This is a genomic window from Caballeronia cordobensis, from assembly GCF_001544575.2.
Classification (GTDB): domain Bacteria; phylum Pseudomonadota; class Gammaproteobacteria; order Burkholderiales; family Burkholderiaceae; genus Caballeronia; species Caballeronia cordobensis.
The window spans coordinates 85,951-98,764 of record NZ_FCNY02000016.1; the positions used below are offsets into that span (position 1 = coordinate 85,951).

A 12,814-nucleotide genomic window follows, 5' to 3' on the forward strand; every position below is an offset into this window, starting at 1 on the left:
GTTATGTTCATTGCGAAAAGATCAAATTCGGCGAGAGGCTGTTTGGCTGGCGTTGTTGCGTCTTATCGAGATCGGACGCATGCCTCATAAGCCACAGGTCCGCATGTCCATCAGTCCAGTAACCTCCGGTACTGGACGAAACCTGATCGATCACCGATGGTGTCGTAGAGCCGCATGCCGACATGGTTGGTCTCGTGTGTGAGCCAGTGCACGCGGGACACCCCGCGCCGTCTCGCTTCGGCATAGACATGCTCGATCAGCGCGCGGCCAATGCCACCGCCGCGCGCATCAGGCGCTACAAACAGGTCCTGCAGATAGCAGTAGTCACTCGCTGTCCAGGTGGATCGATGGTAGATCGTGTGCGCCAGTCCGAAGGCATGTTCGCCCACCGTTGCAAGCGCTGCATGCATCGGCTCAATGGGGTCCAGGAAGCGCGCCCATGTTTCGAGGGTTATGGACTCAGGAATATCGACTCCATAGAAGCGTTGATACGCTTTCCATAGAGGCAACCAGATAGCAAAGTCTTTGTCTTCGATGGGTCTGATTTCGACGGAAGGCATAGAAGGCTCCAGTTTGCGCTGCTGTCACGAACGGACACGGACGATGGTCTTCCCATTGATCCGCTGCGTCGCGTTGAAGGCGGCAACGGCGTCGGCGAGGGTCGTGACTTCACCGATGTGCGTCCGCAGCCGCCCGTCCCGCACACGCCGAACGATCTCACCGAGTTGCGCGCGGTCGGATTCGACGACAAAGTCCACCGTCAGGACATTAACGGGGCGCGTCTGGACCGGTCCGGCGATGGTCACGAGCGTGCCTCCGGCTCGAATCAAGCCCGCAGACCGCTTGGCGATCTCGCCGCCGAGGACATCGAAAACCAGGTCGACGCCGCCAACGTCCTCCAAGACGTCGTTCTCAAGGTCGATAAATTCCTGCGCCCCGAAATCGAGCGCCATCCGACGATGAGCAGCACGGCCGGTCCCGATGACATAGGCGCCGTGCTCACGCGCGAGCTGAGCGGCCATCGATCCGACCACGCCTGCGGCGCCGTGCACCAGCACGCTCTGTCCCGCCGTGAGATGGCCATGGTCGAAGAGTCCTTGCCATGCAGTCAGACCAGGCATGGGCAGGCTTGCGCCGACTGCGAATTCGACGTCGCCTGGCAGTGCCGCGAGGTTGCGTGCCTCGACGGCCACATACTCGGCCAGGGTTCCGTTGCGATACCAGTCTGTGAGGCCGAACACGCGCTGTCCCACCGACAGGCCCGTTGTGCCATAGCCGAGAGCCGTGACTACGCCGGCGACTTCGTGCCCGGGGATGGACGGTGTGCGGTGACCGCCTTGACGATCAGTCCAGGTCGGAGGCCACGTCAGCTCGTCCCGGGTGAAACCTGACGCCTGAACCCGTACGACGACGTCGTTTATGCCTGCCTCTGGCTCAGGCCGCTCGGTCAGTTGCATCCCGGCGGTTCCTGCGGCCTGGTCTGTCACAATGATTGCCTTCATCGTCCATCTCCTCGTGAGTGGCAGGGGCGTACTCAGATCGAGCCGGCTGGCGGAACAGCCGGAAAGTCCTTCTCGGGATCGAACACGTTATTGAAAAAGTTCGTCAGCGAGTACATCGCCACGAGCGCGATAACTTCCATCACGTTCGCATCGGTGTAGCCGGCGTCCCGAACAGCCTTCAGATCGGCATCGCTGACTTGTCCGCGCGTTTCGATGACTTTGCGCGCAAACTGAACGGCGGCATCCCGCTTTGAATCGGTCGCATGGCCTTTGCGAGCGAGAATGATTTCATCGGCGGGTAGCTTCGCCATGTGATCGGCCGTAAAGCTGTGAACCGACAGGCAGTAGTTGCAACCGTTCACTTCGGAGACGGCCAGGCCGATGCTGTCGCGCGTCTTTACGTCGAGTGCCTTGCTCAAGGCACCAAGCAGTGTCGCCCATGCGTTGAACGCGATCGGGCTCTGCGCGAAGGCTGCCATCATATTCGGGGTGAACCCGATATTTTTGGAGAAGGCGTCGAGCGTAGGCTTCGAGTTTGCCGGTACTTGTTCCGGCGTCAAGATAGTAGTCCTTGTCATTTGAGGCTCTCTAAGTTACTGGTTGTACCACTTGAGGAAAATACATGAGGGAGACATTCCCTCCGCGCACTGGGCGCGCAACGGTTCGCTTACACGAGTGTCAACACGTCGTGCACGGGACGACGCGGCTTTTGGGACCAGTTTCCTTCTCGCTCAGCGCCGACCGACAACAGCAGCACCGGCACTTCGTCTGCGGCCAGTTCGAATTCGCGGTGCACGGCGTCGGCATCGAATCCGATCATGGGCGTCGAACCCAGACCCATCGAGCGGGCTGCGTAAATCATGGCCGATGCCCCGAAGGTGGCAGTGCGTACCGCCTCGTCGCGCCGGCGTTGCGGGTAGGCCATGTAAAGCTCGCGTGCGGGATTCTCCCATTCCGCCACCAATGCGGCCGGCATGACGCCTGCATTGACGAGCGGCGCCAGACGTTCCGGAATGACACTCGTATCGACCAACTGACCGCAGACGATAAAGGTAACGGCGGCATCGGTGACTGCGGGCTGGCTCCAGGCGATTGGGCTCAGACGGGCTTTGGCCTCAGGCGTGCGTACTGCAATGAAGCGCCAGTTCTGCAAGTGGAACGAGGTCGGAGCACTGGTGCCAATCCGCACGAGTTCGCGGATCTGTTCGTCGCTCAAGGCAGCAGAACGGTCGTAATACTTCGTGGCGCTGCGGCTCAAAATACATTCGATGACCGCATTGCTCGCATTTGATCCATTGTTCATGGTGGTTCCTATGGATGAAGATAAGTTGTGGAGGATTCGAACTTCCGTTGCACCGGTTGGCTTGGTCACTACTTTAGGCTTACGACACATCCATTTCACGACTAAATGTGCTCATTTGAATATCCAAAAGGATCAATCCGAAGCGAGACGATGCCGCTGTTACTGGCCATCGCGCGCCAGACGGCGCCACTCGCCAGCCGTCATTCCCATCCTCTCTGCAAATAACCGGCGGAAGGACGACACCGATTGATACCCCACCGTTTCCGCGACTGCCTCGGTGGTGATCGTCGAGTTCTTGAGTTCGTTGGCCGCGAGGCTCATGCGAATATCGGTGAGCAGGTCGATCGCCGAGCGGCCGAGCGCATCGCGGAAGTGCCGCATGAAGGTAGCGCGCGACATGTTGCACAACCCCGCGAGATCGGGAAGACTCCAGTTGCGAGTGGGCTCCGAGAACATCGCCGAAATGGCGGGCGCGAGTCGTTGATGACCTGCGAGCGCAAGCAAACCGGGCGACGTGTGTGCGGATTGGCTCGCCTCGCGCAGTACAAGGGCGAACAGCGCAGAACTCAGCGCGTTGAGAATCGCGTATCCGCCTGGCTTGTCGCCTGTCGACTCTTCTCGCATCAATGCCACGAGACTGGCCAGATGGTTCGAATCTGAGCCTGGTCCCGCTTGGCCATTGCCAAGGGTTGTCCGTACGATCAGATTGGTCGGCAGGTAATTGCGGATCAGGCGATCATGGGGCGGTCCGACTAAAAACCGGCCGCACAGCATGTACAGACGCTGGCCTTTTCCTTCGTTTTCACTGAAGGTTATGCCAGCAAGACCTTCGCGTTCGTGAGTCCGTAGGGGCTTATGCCGGCTACCATCGTGCATAACATGTGCCGCGCCGTGGGGCAGTAGCAGGATGTCGCCGCCTGTCAGTTCCCAGGCCGTTCCTGTCTCCGGATCCTCAACGACGGCGAGGCCCTCGAGGACCATGTGGAAGGGGATCTCATGCGGCGCGGCGTGCGCCCATGCAACGCGCCAGGGTGCGCCGTAGTTACAGCGAACCTCCAGCCGTCCGGTGACGGTTATCATTTTCAGCAGTTGGCTCAACCAGTCGACTTGGGGCATGGGTTTGCGTCGTTGATCGGCGTTGCTCAACTCAACGACCTGCATTGAGCCCACCATCGACATGCAGAATTTCTCCCGTGATAAACGGCGCGCGATCGAGATAGAGAATGGCGTCCGCGATATCGCTTGCCTCCCCGATACGTCCGAGCGGTGTCACCGCGCCGAGTGCATCGTGCATGTCCGTCGCGTGCATCGGTGTTTTGATGATGCCAGGGGCAACGGCGTTGACACGGATCCTTTTGTGCGCAAACTCGATGGCGAGCGACTTCGTGGCCGCATTCAAACCGCCCTTCGTCAACGCAGCGAGTGCCGAATAAACGCCGCTGTAGGCGGTGTCGGCGATGCTTGCAGTCACGCTAACCACGTGGCCGCTCGACTGCCGATCCATCTCTGCGATGGCGAGTTGGGTCATGTAGAAGAAGCCTTTCATATTCACGTTCATCACCGCTGCGAGGTCTTCGTCCGTGTGTTCGGTGAACGCTTTTCCAATGTAGATTCCCGCGTTGTTCACCAGTGTGTCGATCCGGCCAAATCGGGCGATGCATTCGGTCATGACGCGCTGCGCGACTGCCGGATCGGCGATGTCGCCGGCGACCGTCAGGACGTTCGCATCGGCCGATGGCTCGATCGAACGTGACGTCGCTACGACCGCGTAGTCGAGTCTTCGGAATGCCTGGACGATCGCGGCGCCGATCCCTCGCGATGCGCCCGTGACGACGACAACCTTTCGTGATGTGCTCATGCTTCAGTTCGTCCTAAAGTGATGGTTCGGGGGCAAACCCGGTTACTGCCGAAGCAAGAATCATCCGATGGCGATTGATCGGCGTCTGAGCGCCATATGCGCGTGGCCGGAAGACAGCGTCGCCCATGCGTATCGGCTTTCCGGACAGCACGCAGATTGAATCGGCGCGGGCAACGGCGACACCCCAGATCTGGCTTGCGTAGTGACCCGAACACGGATCGCTCCACCGGATGCTTATCGTCGTCGATGACAGCTTTTCCACGACCGACACGTGAAGAGGCAAACGTTCATGGTTTGTAGTTTGCATTGCCAAGTGTCACGAATGCAGACCGGTAGCGAGGCTCATCACCGCCGGCCGGACATTTTCAACGAGCGTATTGCGAAGGTCGGCTGCGCGCGCTTCATCGATGAAAGCGGTCGCCTGCAAAGGCAGATAGTGGACCGACCTCAACCCGATGGAGCCGAATACGGCGGAAAGATACGGCGTGAGAAAATCCGGCTGATTGGCTCGATCTCCGTTAAATACGCCACCGGAAGCAATTCCGACGAATACGGGCCGGTCTCGAAGCAACCCGACTTTTCCTGCGGGTGTCGACTGCATCGTGCGGCCGACGCGAAGGATTTGGTCAATCCACGCCTTCAGGACAGACGGGACCGTGAAGTTGTTCATCGGCGTTCCGATGACGAGAACATCGGAACGCTCGACTTCCTCAATGAGTTGCTCAGCGGGGAGTATTGCGTCGGCGGTGCGCCCCGCCTCGGCTAGTGACGAGGGCGTCGAAAGTGCGGCGGCATAGGCCGCTCCAGTATGCGGTATCGGTTCATATCCCAGGTCCCGGCGGCAAATGCGGGCATCAGGAAAGATCGCGAGAAGCTTCTCGACGACCGCCGCCGACAGCAGTCGACTATGCGACTCCTGTCGCGGGCTGCAATCGATATGCAGGATGTTCATGGCACTTTCTCCGGCAGCCTGACTCATTCATCGGGCTGCGTAAATCAGGGTCGACGCCCCGAAGGGCGGTGGCCCAAGACACATTCGACGACTGCATTTGACATCGCCGGTGCTAATCGTGGCAATATAGGTAGGTATGCAAATCAATCTGCGACATTCTCATTGGTAAGGCAGGCGCAGTCATGGCCGGAAGTTCACCGTATCGGACTCACGTATGTATCAAGTACGGTGCGAGAATTCTGTACCATCGACGGTGCGGACAAAAGAACCAAGAATATCCATTTCTATGTGTACCAAAGACCGTGAACTCAGACTTCGAAATCCAACTGGACCGGACAGCGAGGCTGTCCCTCGTTGAACAGATACGCGGGAGCATCGGCAGGGCGATCGAGTCAGGCCTGCTCGCACCCGGGACTCGACTGCCCTCGTGGCAGGACCTGGCGGCGCAGCTCGGCGTGGCACGCGGGACCGTTCAGACGGCCTATGAACGGCTGTCCGATGCCCAGATGATCGAAACATTCGGGGCAGGGGGCACGCGAGTTGCCCCGCGCCCCTATGTGGCGGCGGCTCGACCCACAGCGCCGCGGCTTGGCGCCTTCATGAGGGCGTATGAGGAAATGAACGCCGGACCGGCGATTTTCCAGCTAGGCGTTCCGGCGTTTGACGGCTTGCCGGAAAAGCTTTTTTCACGCGCGCGCTCCTCTAACCTGCTGAAAACCGGAACCCTGACGTCCTTGCTCTATCCTGATCCAAGAGGGGAGTTCGAACTTCGCAGGGAGATCGCCGGCCATCTCTCGCTTGCGAGAAACTTTCATTGCCATCCTGAGCAAGTGTTCGTCACTTCGGGATACAGCTCGGGTCTGGGCCTGGCGCTGCGGGTGTTAGGTCTGGACGGCAGGAAGGTCTGGATGGAAGAGCCCGGTTTCATGGTCACCCGAAGAGGACTGGAACTCGCTCGCTTGAATGTCGTTCCGGTCCCTGTGGACGGGGACGGTCTAAATGTTGACTATGGTCTCGAACGCGCTGCGGACGCGGCCTTGGCGGTGCTGACGCCCGGGCAACAGGCTCCGCTGGGTCCAACCCTCTCGTTGAGGAGGCGTCTTCAAATGCTGGATTGGGCGGCTTCGAGCGGCGCCTGGATCATCGAAGACGACTACCTTGGCGAGTTGCAGCTGCAAGGCAGGCCGGCGCCCGCCATGGCGTCGCTAGGCGATGGCAAGCGGGTCATCCATATCGGTTCTTTCAGCAAAACTGTCAGCCCGGCTTTGCGGCTTGGTTTCGTCGTGGCGCCCATCGAATTGACCAACGCATTCTCGGAGGTAGCGGCTACACTCGCGCCCGCGCCGTCACCCGTGGTTCAACTCGCCACCGCTCAATTCATGCGCGAGGGCCATTACATCCGGCGCGTGCGGCGGCTCAAGCGTCTTTACGTTGCTCAGCGCGACGGGCTATGCGAGCAGTTGCGAATGTACGATGCCGAGTGGGTCAATGCCGGTCTGGCCGTGCTTCTGCGACTCCCGGATGGCGCGCCCGATGTGCGGATCGTTCGAGAAGCGATGACCGTTGGCATGGCGCCATCGCCTTTGTCGGTGTGGTTCGCCAATCCGTCGTGGACGTTACCCGGCCTTCTGCTCGGGGTTGCGACGGCCCCTGAACAACACCTGGCCGAATCGTGCCGGAAACTGTTTGAGATCATCGACCGATATCGGTCGTGAACTGTGCTGGGGATCATTCGACGGGCGGCACCGCACCTTCCAGCAAGGTCTTGATAAGCCGCGCGCGACGCTTTTCAAGGTCCGCGATCTGACGATCGATGGCTTCGAGCCTTACTCGCTGGACGTCGGTGATCTGGTCGCAAGAGCGCGCGCCTTCGATCAGAAGCATGCAGTCGGGAAAGCCGCGAATATCGTCGATGGTGAAACCGGTCGCGATCATGCGCTGAATCTGCTTGACCTGCGTGACGGCCTTCTCGGGGAACATGCGATAGCCGTTGCTAGCACGTACCGAGGCGAGCAGACCGTGTTCGTCGTAGTGCCGGATCGATCGCACGCTCGCGCCGGTGAGTTGCGAGAGTTGTCCGATCGTCAGCAGGTCCTGTGAAGGCGTGTCATCCATGAAGAGCAGGCTAACACAATTCGCTTGACTCTCACATCAGTGTAAGGGTTGAGACTAGGCGCACTGACACTCTCTCGGGAAAAGCAATGCGCTTACGAACGTTCCTTCACTTTTTGATTTCCGCATTCTCTGTGGCGACGCTGTTCACGTCCGCACCCGGCGCAATCGCGGCACCGACCCGCTATACGGTTACATCGACGGATGGGGTGAAACTGGCGGTTCAGGAAAGCGGCAACCCGAACGGCCCGCCGATCATTCTGGTGCATGGGCTGCTCGGCAGCCGCCTGAACTGGGACGCGCAGGTGCAGAGCCCCGATTTGCGCGAATACCGGATCATTACGTACGATCTGCGCGGCCACGGTCTGTCGGATAAACCATCTGGCACGGCGCCCTATCACGACGGGAACCTCTGGGGCGACGACCTCGCCGCGGTGATCCAGGGCTCGCACGCGCGCAAACCCGTTGTGGTCGGCTGGTCGCTCGGCGGCGTGGTGATATCGAACTACCTCGCGAAGTATGGCGATCGCGCGATCGCGGGCGCGGTGTATGTCGATGGCGTGGTCGAACTCGCGGCGGGTCAGATCGTCGATCATCCCGAGGTTTATCGGGACATGAATTCGCCGGATCTGAAGACGCATCTCGACGGTGAGCGCACGTTCGTCGGCCTGTGTTTCAATCACCGGCCTGACGCCGATACATTCGACCGGCTGCTCGCGAACGCCGCGATGGCATCGTGGGACATGCAAAAGGAAGTGCCGACGATGACGGTGTTCGCCGCGGAAGGGCTCGGCAAGGCGCGCGTACCGCTGCTCTTCATCTACGGCGGTCACGACGCGCTGGTCGACACGCATGCGACACTGGCTCGCGCGGCCGCGCTGAATCCGCGCATCGTCAGCAAGGTGTATGCGGTTTCGGGTCACGCGCCGTTCATCGAGGAAGCCGGGCGTTTCAATCGCGATCTGGCCGAGTTCGTCAGGTCGGCGTCGAGGGGATAACCATGGCGCATGAAGTCGAGCAGGACCTCTTTCCGGGCTTTGCAAGCCTCGACGTCGCGGGCGTCGACAAGACCTTCGCGCTCAACGCCTGGCACGGGTTCTTCCTGGCGCAGCCCGCCGATTTGCCGGAGCGGATGCTGGCGGCGATCGCGCTAATGTGATCCATCGATATCGCGCGCGTGTCAGTCCGTACTCGCCGAGTCCGACGGCATCCTCAAAACCGTCCTGAACCCGATGTGAACCGTGCCTAGCGTCGGATCCTGCGGCTGACGCGATGACGGCCTGTAGCGCACACAGAAATTCGGCGCGCACAAAAACGAGCCGCCCTTGATGACGCGAGCCGGTTGACGTCCATCATCGAACGGCGCCGACACTCTGACGACCAGCGGGTTCTGAGCCTCTTCGGCCGGATGCCGGTCCTGATAGACATCCTTCGTCCATTGCCACACGTTGCCGACCGGATCGAGTAGCCCGAAATCATTCGCGGGATAGCAGCCGACGGGCGCGGTGCCCTTGTGCCCGTCGCCTGCTTCGTTATGCGCGGGGAAGTCGCCTTGCCAGGTATTGGCCATGTACTTGCCGCTCACCTTCGGCGTGTTGCCCCACGGATAGGTTTCGCTTTCCCTGCTGCCGCGCGCCGCATACTCGTATTCCGCTTCGGTCGGAAGATCATGGCCGAGCCACTTCGCGTAAGCCTGTGCATCGCGGTAGGTCACCTGCACGACCGGATGATTATCCTTGCCGGCGATGCCGCTTCCCGGTCCATACGGATGACGCCAGTTCGCGCCCGGCTGGAAGCGCCACCATCGATACGACTGCTCGAACTGCTGCGCGCCCTTCGGCCAAACGAAAACCACCGAGCCCGGCTGCAACTGCTCCCCGGCCACGCCGGGAAAATCGCGGGGATCGCGCTGCCGTTCGGCTTCGGTGACATAGCCGGTCGCGCGCACGAACATCGCGAACTGCGCGTTCGTCACTTCGTGCGCGTCGATCAGAAAGCCATCGAGTTTCACCGGCTGCACGTTGCGCTCTTCCGGATAGCCTTCGGTCGAGCCCATGCGAAAGCGCCCGGCGGCAATCGCGATCATCCCCGCGTGATTCGGCGTGCCGCTGCGCATCGGGCCAAAGCCTGCGGGCACGCCGCGATAGGCCTCGCACAGCGGCTTGTCCGCCGACGCAAACGCCGGCGAACAAAGCACTGTTAGCAAGGCGGCGGCGCACACGCGGCGCTTACTGATTCGTGTCGAGTTCATCTTGATAGTAATGCGTGCCGTTGCTGTAGCCGGGGCGGTCGGCGAGACCGGGAATGTCCTGCACGCCGTTCGCGGTCTGATACCGCTCATAGTCGGCGACGAGTTCTTTCAGCTTCGCGGGATAACGCGCGGCGACATCGTGCAGCTCCGAACGGTCGACGCTCACGCGATACAGCTCCCAGCGGTCCTTGCCCCAGGGCTTGTTCGCATACGCGATCTTCCAGTCGCCCTTGCGCATCGCGCGGCGGCCGTTCAGTTCCCAGCCTTCTTTGAACTGCGTGTGAACCTTGCTGCTCTGACCGGAGAGAAAGCTCACCATCGACGTGCCCTGCATGCGAAACACCGGCCGCCCGTCGTATCGTCCATCGGGCGGCTGCACGCCCGCGAGTTGCAGGATCGTCGGTGCGATGTCCGTCACGTGCGCGGGCACGCGGCTGATCTCGCCGGTACGCGAGGAACGCGGCATCACGACGATGTTCGGCACCGCGATGCCGCCCTCGTGGGCGAAGGCCTTGTACAGATGCAGCGGCGTCGCGCTGACTTGTGCCCAGCCGGGTCCGTATTCGACGAACGAGCCCTTGCGTCCCGTATTGGCGATGCTGTTGTCCGCGTGACGTCTGATCCAGTCGCGGTCGGCGGCTTCGTCGAGAATGCTGTTGCCGTCCGCGCCGTTATCCGACATGAAGAAGATCAGCGTGTTGTCGTACTGCCCCGTCGCTTTCAGATGCGCGACGATGCGCCCGATCTGCGCATCCATTGCCTCGACCATCGCGGCATAGACGGCCATGCGCTTCGACTCGATGCGCTGCTGCACCGGCGTCAGCGAACTCCACTTCGGCCATGCGTCGTTGCCTTCATAGGCCTGCATGTCCTTCGGCACGATGCCGAGCGCCTTCATGCGCGCAAGACGCTGGGCGCGGATCGCGTCATAGCCGGCGTCGTACTTTCCCTCGTATTTGGCGATGTATTCGTCGGGCGCCTGCAATGGCCAGTGCGGCGCGGTATACGCCACGTAGGCGAAGAAAGGCTTGCCGTCGTTCCTGTTGCTGTCGATGTACGACAGCATCTTGTCGGTATAGAACGTGGTCGAATAGAAGTTGTCCGGCAGATCGACGAGCTTGCCGTTCTCGCGATACATCGCCTTTGGCGTCTTGTCGGGATCGGTCGTGATGATGCCGGTCTGGTCGAAGTGGCTCGCGCCGCCCTGGATCATCGCATACGACTGCTCAAAGCCGCGCTGCGCTGGACTGTATTCCTCCGTCAGGCCGAGATGCCACTTGCCGACCATATACGTGTGATAGCCCGCTTTCTCCAGCAGCGTCGGGAAAGTGACGACCGAATGCGTCAGATAGCCTTCATAGCCCGCTGCGCTGCGTTGTTTCGGTGTCAGCAACTCGGCCATGCCGCCGAGGCCCACGCGATGATTGTCGACGCCCGACATCAGCATCGCGCGCGTCGGCGAGCAGAACGGCGACGCGTAGAAGTCCGTCATGCGCAGGCCGTCTTTCGCGAGGCGGTCGAGATTCGGCGTGTTGATTTCGCCGCCGAACGCGCCGATGTCCGAATAGCCGAGATCGTCGGCGACGATCAGCAGCACGTTTGGGCGCTTGTCGGCGGCATAAGCGCCGGATGTCACGAGCATGGCCGATGCGATCGCGCATGCGCTGATGAGGTGCTTCATGGTGTCTCCGTCAATGTTGTTTTGGTCTGAACTTGCGTGCTCAATTGTGTAGCGATATACGGTACGATTCGATGAAAGATGAGCGTCGATCGATAACCGTGCGGTAATGGATGGGAGAGTGAGATGGCTGCTGCGAAAAGACCGTCCGTATTGCTTCCCGACGTGGTGCCGGCCGGCGCTTCCCGCGGTCGCATCGAACATTTGCCGCACGTATTGCGCAGGCTTCGCATACGAGATCTGGAGACACTCGACTGGCTCGGGCGCCATCGCAGCTTTGCACGAACGGCCGAAGAGGCGTCGATCACGCAACCGGCGCTATCGAAGTGGCTGCGCGAACTGGAGGACACGTTGGGCCTGCCGCTGTTCGAGCGCACCTCGCGGCGTGTTGCGCCCACGGCCTATGGCGAAGCCATGCTCGACTGCGTCGCGCGCATCCTCACCGACCTGCGAACGATCCAGCCTGCGTTCGATGCCTTGAAGCGTGGCACGAGCGTGCCATTGAAGCTCGGCATGCTGCCGTATATCTCCATGCGCCTGTTGCCCGGTGTTGTCGAATATCTGGCGAAGCATGCACCTACGCAGCAGATCAATTACACGGAAAACACGCTCGATCATTTACTGCCATTGATGCAGCGCCGTGAGCTGGATATGGTTGTTTGTCGACTCGAGCCAGCGGTGCTGACCGCGGGCTTTTCTGTCACGGAGCTATACAGCGACGAGATTCTGGTGGTCGCGCCGAAACATCATCCGCTGCATCGGCACAGTCGCGTCACCTGGCGCGACGCTGCGGCCTGGCCTTGGATCGTGCCGTCGATGGGTTCGCCTATGCGGACTGCTCTCGAAGTCGAATTCGCCAATGCGGGCGTCGCCGCACCGCACGTGTTGATGGAGTCGACATCGCATTTGACCAACTGCGCCGTGGCGCGGCGCGTGCCGTGCCTGTTCGTCTCGACGCGCTTGCGGCGCGGCGAGACGGATTTGAACGGAGAACTGCAGCAACTACCGTTGAAGGTGTCGACGGCCGTGTCGCGCATCGGTGCATTGACCACTGAGCCGCAAAGCGCGGCGGTGTCCGCGGTGCTAGCCGCGCTGCAGGCGGCTAGCCGGGAAGGCGAGCCATTGCGTGAACGCGGCCGATAGAGAGTGGGGTCCGCC

Annotated in this window: 14 protein-coding genes and 1 pseudogene; 4 read left to right on the forward strand and 11 right to left on the reverse strand. The window is 60.9% G+C overall.

What is annotated here, in order from left to right; all coding sequences use genetic code 11:
* Window positions 1-110: 110 nt before the first annotated feature.
* The 8 genes from AWB70_RS27090 to AWB70_RS27125 all read right to left on the reverse strand — a co-directional run bounded on the left by AWB70_RS27090 (window position 111) and on the right by AWB70_RS27125 (window position 5,615).
* Window positions 111-560 (reverse strand): GNAT family N-acetyltransferase, encoded by a 450-nt coding sequence (locus AWB70_RS27090; protein WP_053569949.1) that lies wholly within the window; start codon window positions 558-560, stop codon window positions 111-113.
* Window positions 561-584: 24 nt separating this feature from the next.
* Entirely contained in the window at window positions 585-1,502 is a 918-nt protein-coding gene (locus tag AWB70_RS27095) for an NADP-dependent oxidoreductase (protein WP_053569950.1), read from the reverse strand.
* A 32-nt stretch (window positions 1,503-1,534) separates the two neighbouring features.
* The gene (locus AWB70_RS27100) at window positions 1,535-2,080 is read right to left on the reverse strand and encodes a carboxymuconolactone decarboxylase family protein (RefSeq protein ID WP_053569951.1); all 546 of its coding nucleotides are present in this window, start codon (window positions 2,078-2,080) and stop codon (window positions 1,535-1,537) included.
* Window positions 2,081-2,169: 89 nt separating this feature from the next.
* Complete coding sequence (locus AWB70_RS27105) at window positions 2,170-2,805, reverse strand: nitroreductase family protein (protein ID WP_053569952.1); 636 nt, start codon at window positions 2,803-2,805, stop codon at window positions 2,170-2,172.
* A gap of 159 nt (window positions 2,806-2,964) precedes the next feature.
* Window positions 2,965-3,921 carry an AraC family transcriptional regulator gene (locus AWB70_RS27110; protein ID WP_053570304.1) on the reverse strand — a complete coding sequence of 319 codons (957 nt, stop codon included), beginning with the start codon at window positions 3,919-3,921 and terminating at the stop codon, window positions 2,965-2,967.
* A 31-nt stretch (window positions 3,922-3,952) separates the two neighbouring features.
* Entirely contained in the window at window positions 3,953-4,663 is a 711-nt protein-coding gene (locus tag AWB70_RS27115) for an SDR family NAD(P)-dependent oxidoreductase (protein ID WP_053569953.1), read from the reverse strand.
* Between the two features lie 13 nt (window positions 4,664-4,676).
* A complete protein-coding gene (locus AWB70_RS27120; RefSeq protein ID WP_075644276.1) occupies window positions 4,677-4,970 on the reverse strand; it encodes a DUF3331 domain-containing protein in 294 nt (97 codons plus the stop codon).
* Window positions 4,971-4,979: 9 nt separating this feature from the next.
* On the reverse strand, window positions 4,980-5,615 hold the full coding sequence (locus AWB70_RS27125) for an FMN-dependent NADH-azoreductase (RefSeq protein ID WP_053569954.1): 636 nt from the start codon (window positions 5,613-5,615) through the stop codon (window positions 4,980-4,982).
* Window positions 5,616-5,917: 302 nt separating this feature from the next.
* Here AWB70_RS27125 and AWB70_RS27130 point away from each other — a divergent pair, with 302 nt between their 5' ends.
* Window positions 5,918-7,330, forward strand: coding sequence for an aminotransferase-like domain-containing protein (locus tag AWB70_RS27130; RefSeq protein ID WP_053569955.1), 1,413 nt, complete (start codon window positions 5,918-5,920; stop codon window positions 7,328-7,330).
* 13 nt (window positions 7,331-7,343) lie between these two features.
* On the opposite strand, the gene AWB70_RS27135 is transcribed toward AWB70_RS27130, so the two are convergent.
* The gene (locus tag AWB70_RS27135; protein ID WP_045458169.1) at window positions 7,344-7,730 is read right to left on the reverse strand and encodes a MerR family transcriptional regulator; all 387 of its coding nucleotides are present in this window, start codon (window positions 7,728-7,730) and stop codon (window positions 7,344-7,346) included.
* An 86-nt stretch (window positions 7,731-7,816) separates the two neighbouring features.
* Between AWB70_RS27135 and AWB70_RS27140 the strand changes: the two genes are divergently transcribed.
* Together AWB70_RS27140 and AWB70_RS39395 are read left to right on the forward strand one after the other, a co-directional pair.
* A complete protein-coding gene (locus AWB70_RS27140) occupies window positions 7,817-8,725 on the forward strand; it encodes an alpha/beta fold hydrolase (protein ID WP_053569956.1) in 909 nt (302 codons plus the stop codon).
* A gap of 56 nt (window positions 8,726-8,781) precedes the next feature.
* Window positions 8,782-8,871, forward strand: a pseudogene (locus AWB70_RS39395) (alpha/beta hydrolase); the annotation flags it as partial.
* A gap of 36 nt (window positions 8,872-8,907) precedes the next feature.
* On the opposite strand, the gene AWB70_RS27145 reads toward AWB70_RS39395, so the two are convergent.
* Together AWB70_RS27145 and AWB70_RS27150 are read right to left on the reverse strand one after the other, a co-directional pair.
* On the reverse strand, window positions 8,908-9,978 hold the full coding sequence (locus AWB70_RS27145) for a formylglycine-generating enzyme family protein (protein WP_053569957.1): 1,071 nt from the start codon (window positions 9,976-9,978) through the stop codon (window positions 8,908-8,910).
* Window positions 9,956-11,659: an arylsulfatase gene (locus tag AWB70_RS27150; protein ID WP_053569958.1), complete on the reverse strand. Its 1,704-nt coding sequence runs from the start codon at window positions 11,657-11,659 to the stop codon at window positions 9,956-9,958. The genes AWB70_RS27145 and AWB70_RS27150 overlap by 23 nt, the downstream gene beginning before the upstream one ends.
* A 123-nt stretch (window positions 11,660-11,782) precedes the next feature.
* Here AWB70_RS27150 and AWB70_RS27155 point away from each other — a divergent pair, with 123 nt between their 5' ends.
* Window positions 11,783-12,799 carry a LysR family transcriptional regulator gene (locus AWB70_RS27155; RefSeq protein ID WP_063786710.1) on the forward strand — a complete coding sequence of 339 codons (1,017 nt, stop codon included), beginning with the start codon at window positions 11,783-11,785 and terminating at the stop codon, window positions 12,797-12,799.
* The last annotated feature ends 15 nt before the right edge of the window (window positions 12,800-12,814 follow it).

Excerpts from the sequence above, each read along its gene's own strand:
- AWB70_RS27125 (WP_053569954.1), bottom strand. The coding sequence starts at position 5,615 with ATGAACATCCTGCATATCGATTGCAGCCCGCGACAGGAGTCGCATAGT.
- AWB70_RS27110 (WP_053570304.1), bottom strand. The coding sequence starts at position 3,921 with ATGCCCCAAGTCGACTGGTTGAGCCAACTGCTGAAAATGATAACCGTC.
- AWB70_RS27135 (WP_045458169.1), bottom strand. The coding sequence starts at position 7,730 with ATGGATGACACGCCTTCACAGGACCTGCTGACGATCGGACAACTCTCG.
- AWB70_RS27115 (WP_053569953.1), bottom strand. The coding sequence starts at position 4,663 with ATGAGCACATCACGAAAGGTTGTCGTCGTCACGGGCGCATCGCGAGGG.
- AWB70_RS27140 (WP_053569956.1), top strand. The coding sequence starts at position 7,817 with ATGCGCTTACGAACGTTCCTTCACTTTTTGATTTCCGCATTCTCTGTG.
- AWB70_RS27090 (WP_053569949.1), bottom strand. The coding sequence starts at position 560 with ATGCCTTCCGTCGAAATCAGACCCATCGAAGACAAAGACTTTGCTATC.
- AWB70_RS27150 (WP_053569958.1), bottom strand. The coding sequence starts at position 11,659 with ATGAAGCACCTCATCAGCGCATGCGCGATCGCATCGGCCATGCTCGTG.
- AWB70_RS27120 (WP_075644276.1), bottom strand. The coding sequence starts at position 4,970 with ATGCAAACTACAAACCATGAACGTTTGCCTCTTCACGTGTCGGTCGTG.
- AWB70_RS27155 (WP_063786710.1), top strand. The coding sequence starts at position 11,783 with ATGGCTGCTGCGAAAAGACCGTCCGTATTGCTTCCCGACGTGGTGCCG.
- AWB70_RS27145 (WP_053569957.1), bottom strand. The coding sequence starts at position 9,978 with ATGAACTCGACACGAATCAGTAAGCGCCGCGTGTGCGCCGCCGCCTTG.
- AWB70_RS27095 (WP_053569950.1), bottom strand. The coding sequence starts at position 1,502 with ATGAAGGCAATCATTGTGACAGACCAGGCCGCAGGAACCGCCGGGATG.
- AWB70_RS27100 (WP_053569951.1), bottom strand. The coding sequence starts at position 2,080 with ATGACAAGGACTACTATCTTGACGCCGGAACAAGTACCGGCAAACTCG.
- AWB70_RS27105 (WP_053569952.1), bottom strand. The coding sequence starts at position 2,805 with ATGAACAATGGATCAAATGCGAGCAATGCGGTCATCGAATGTATTTTG.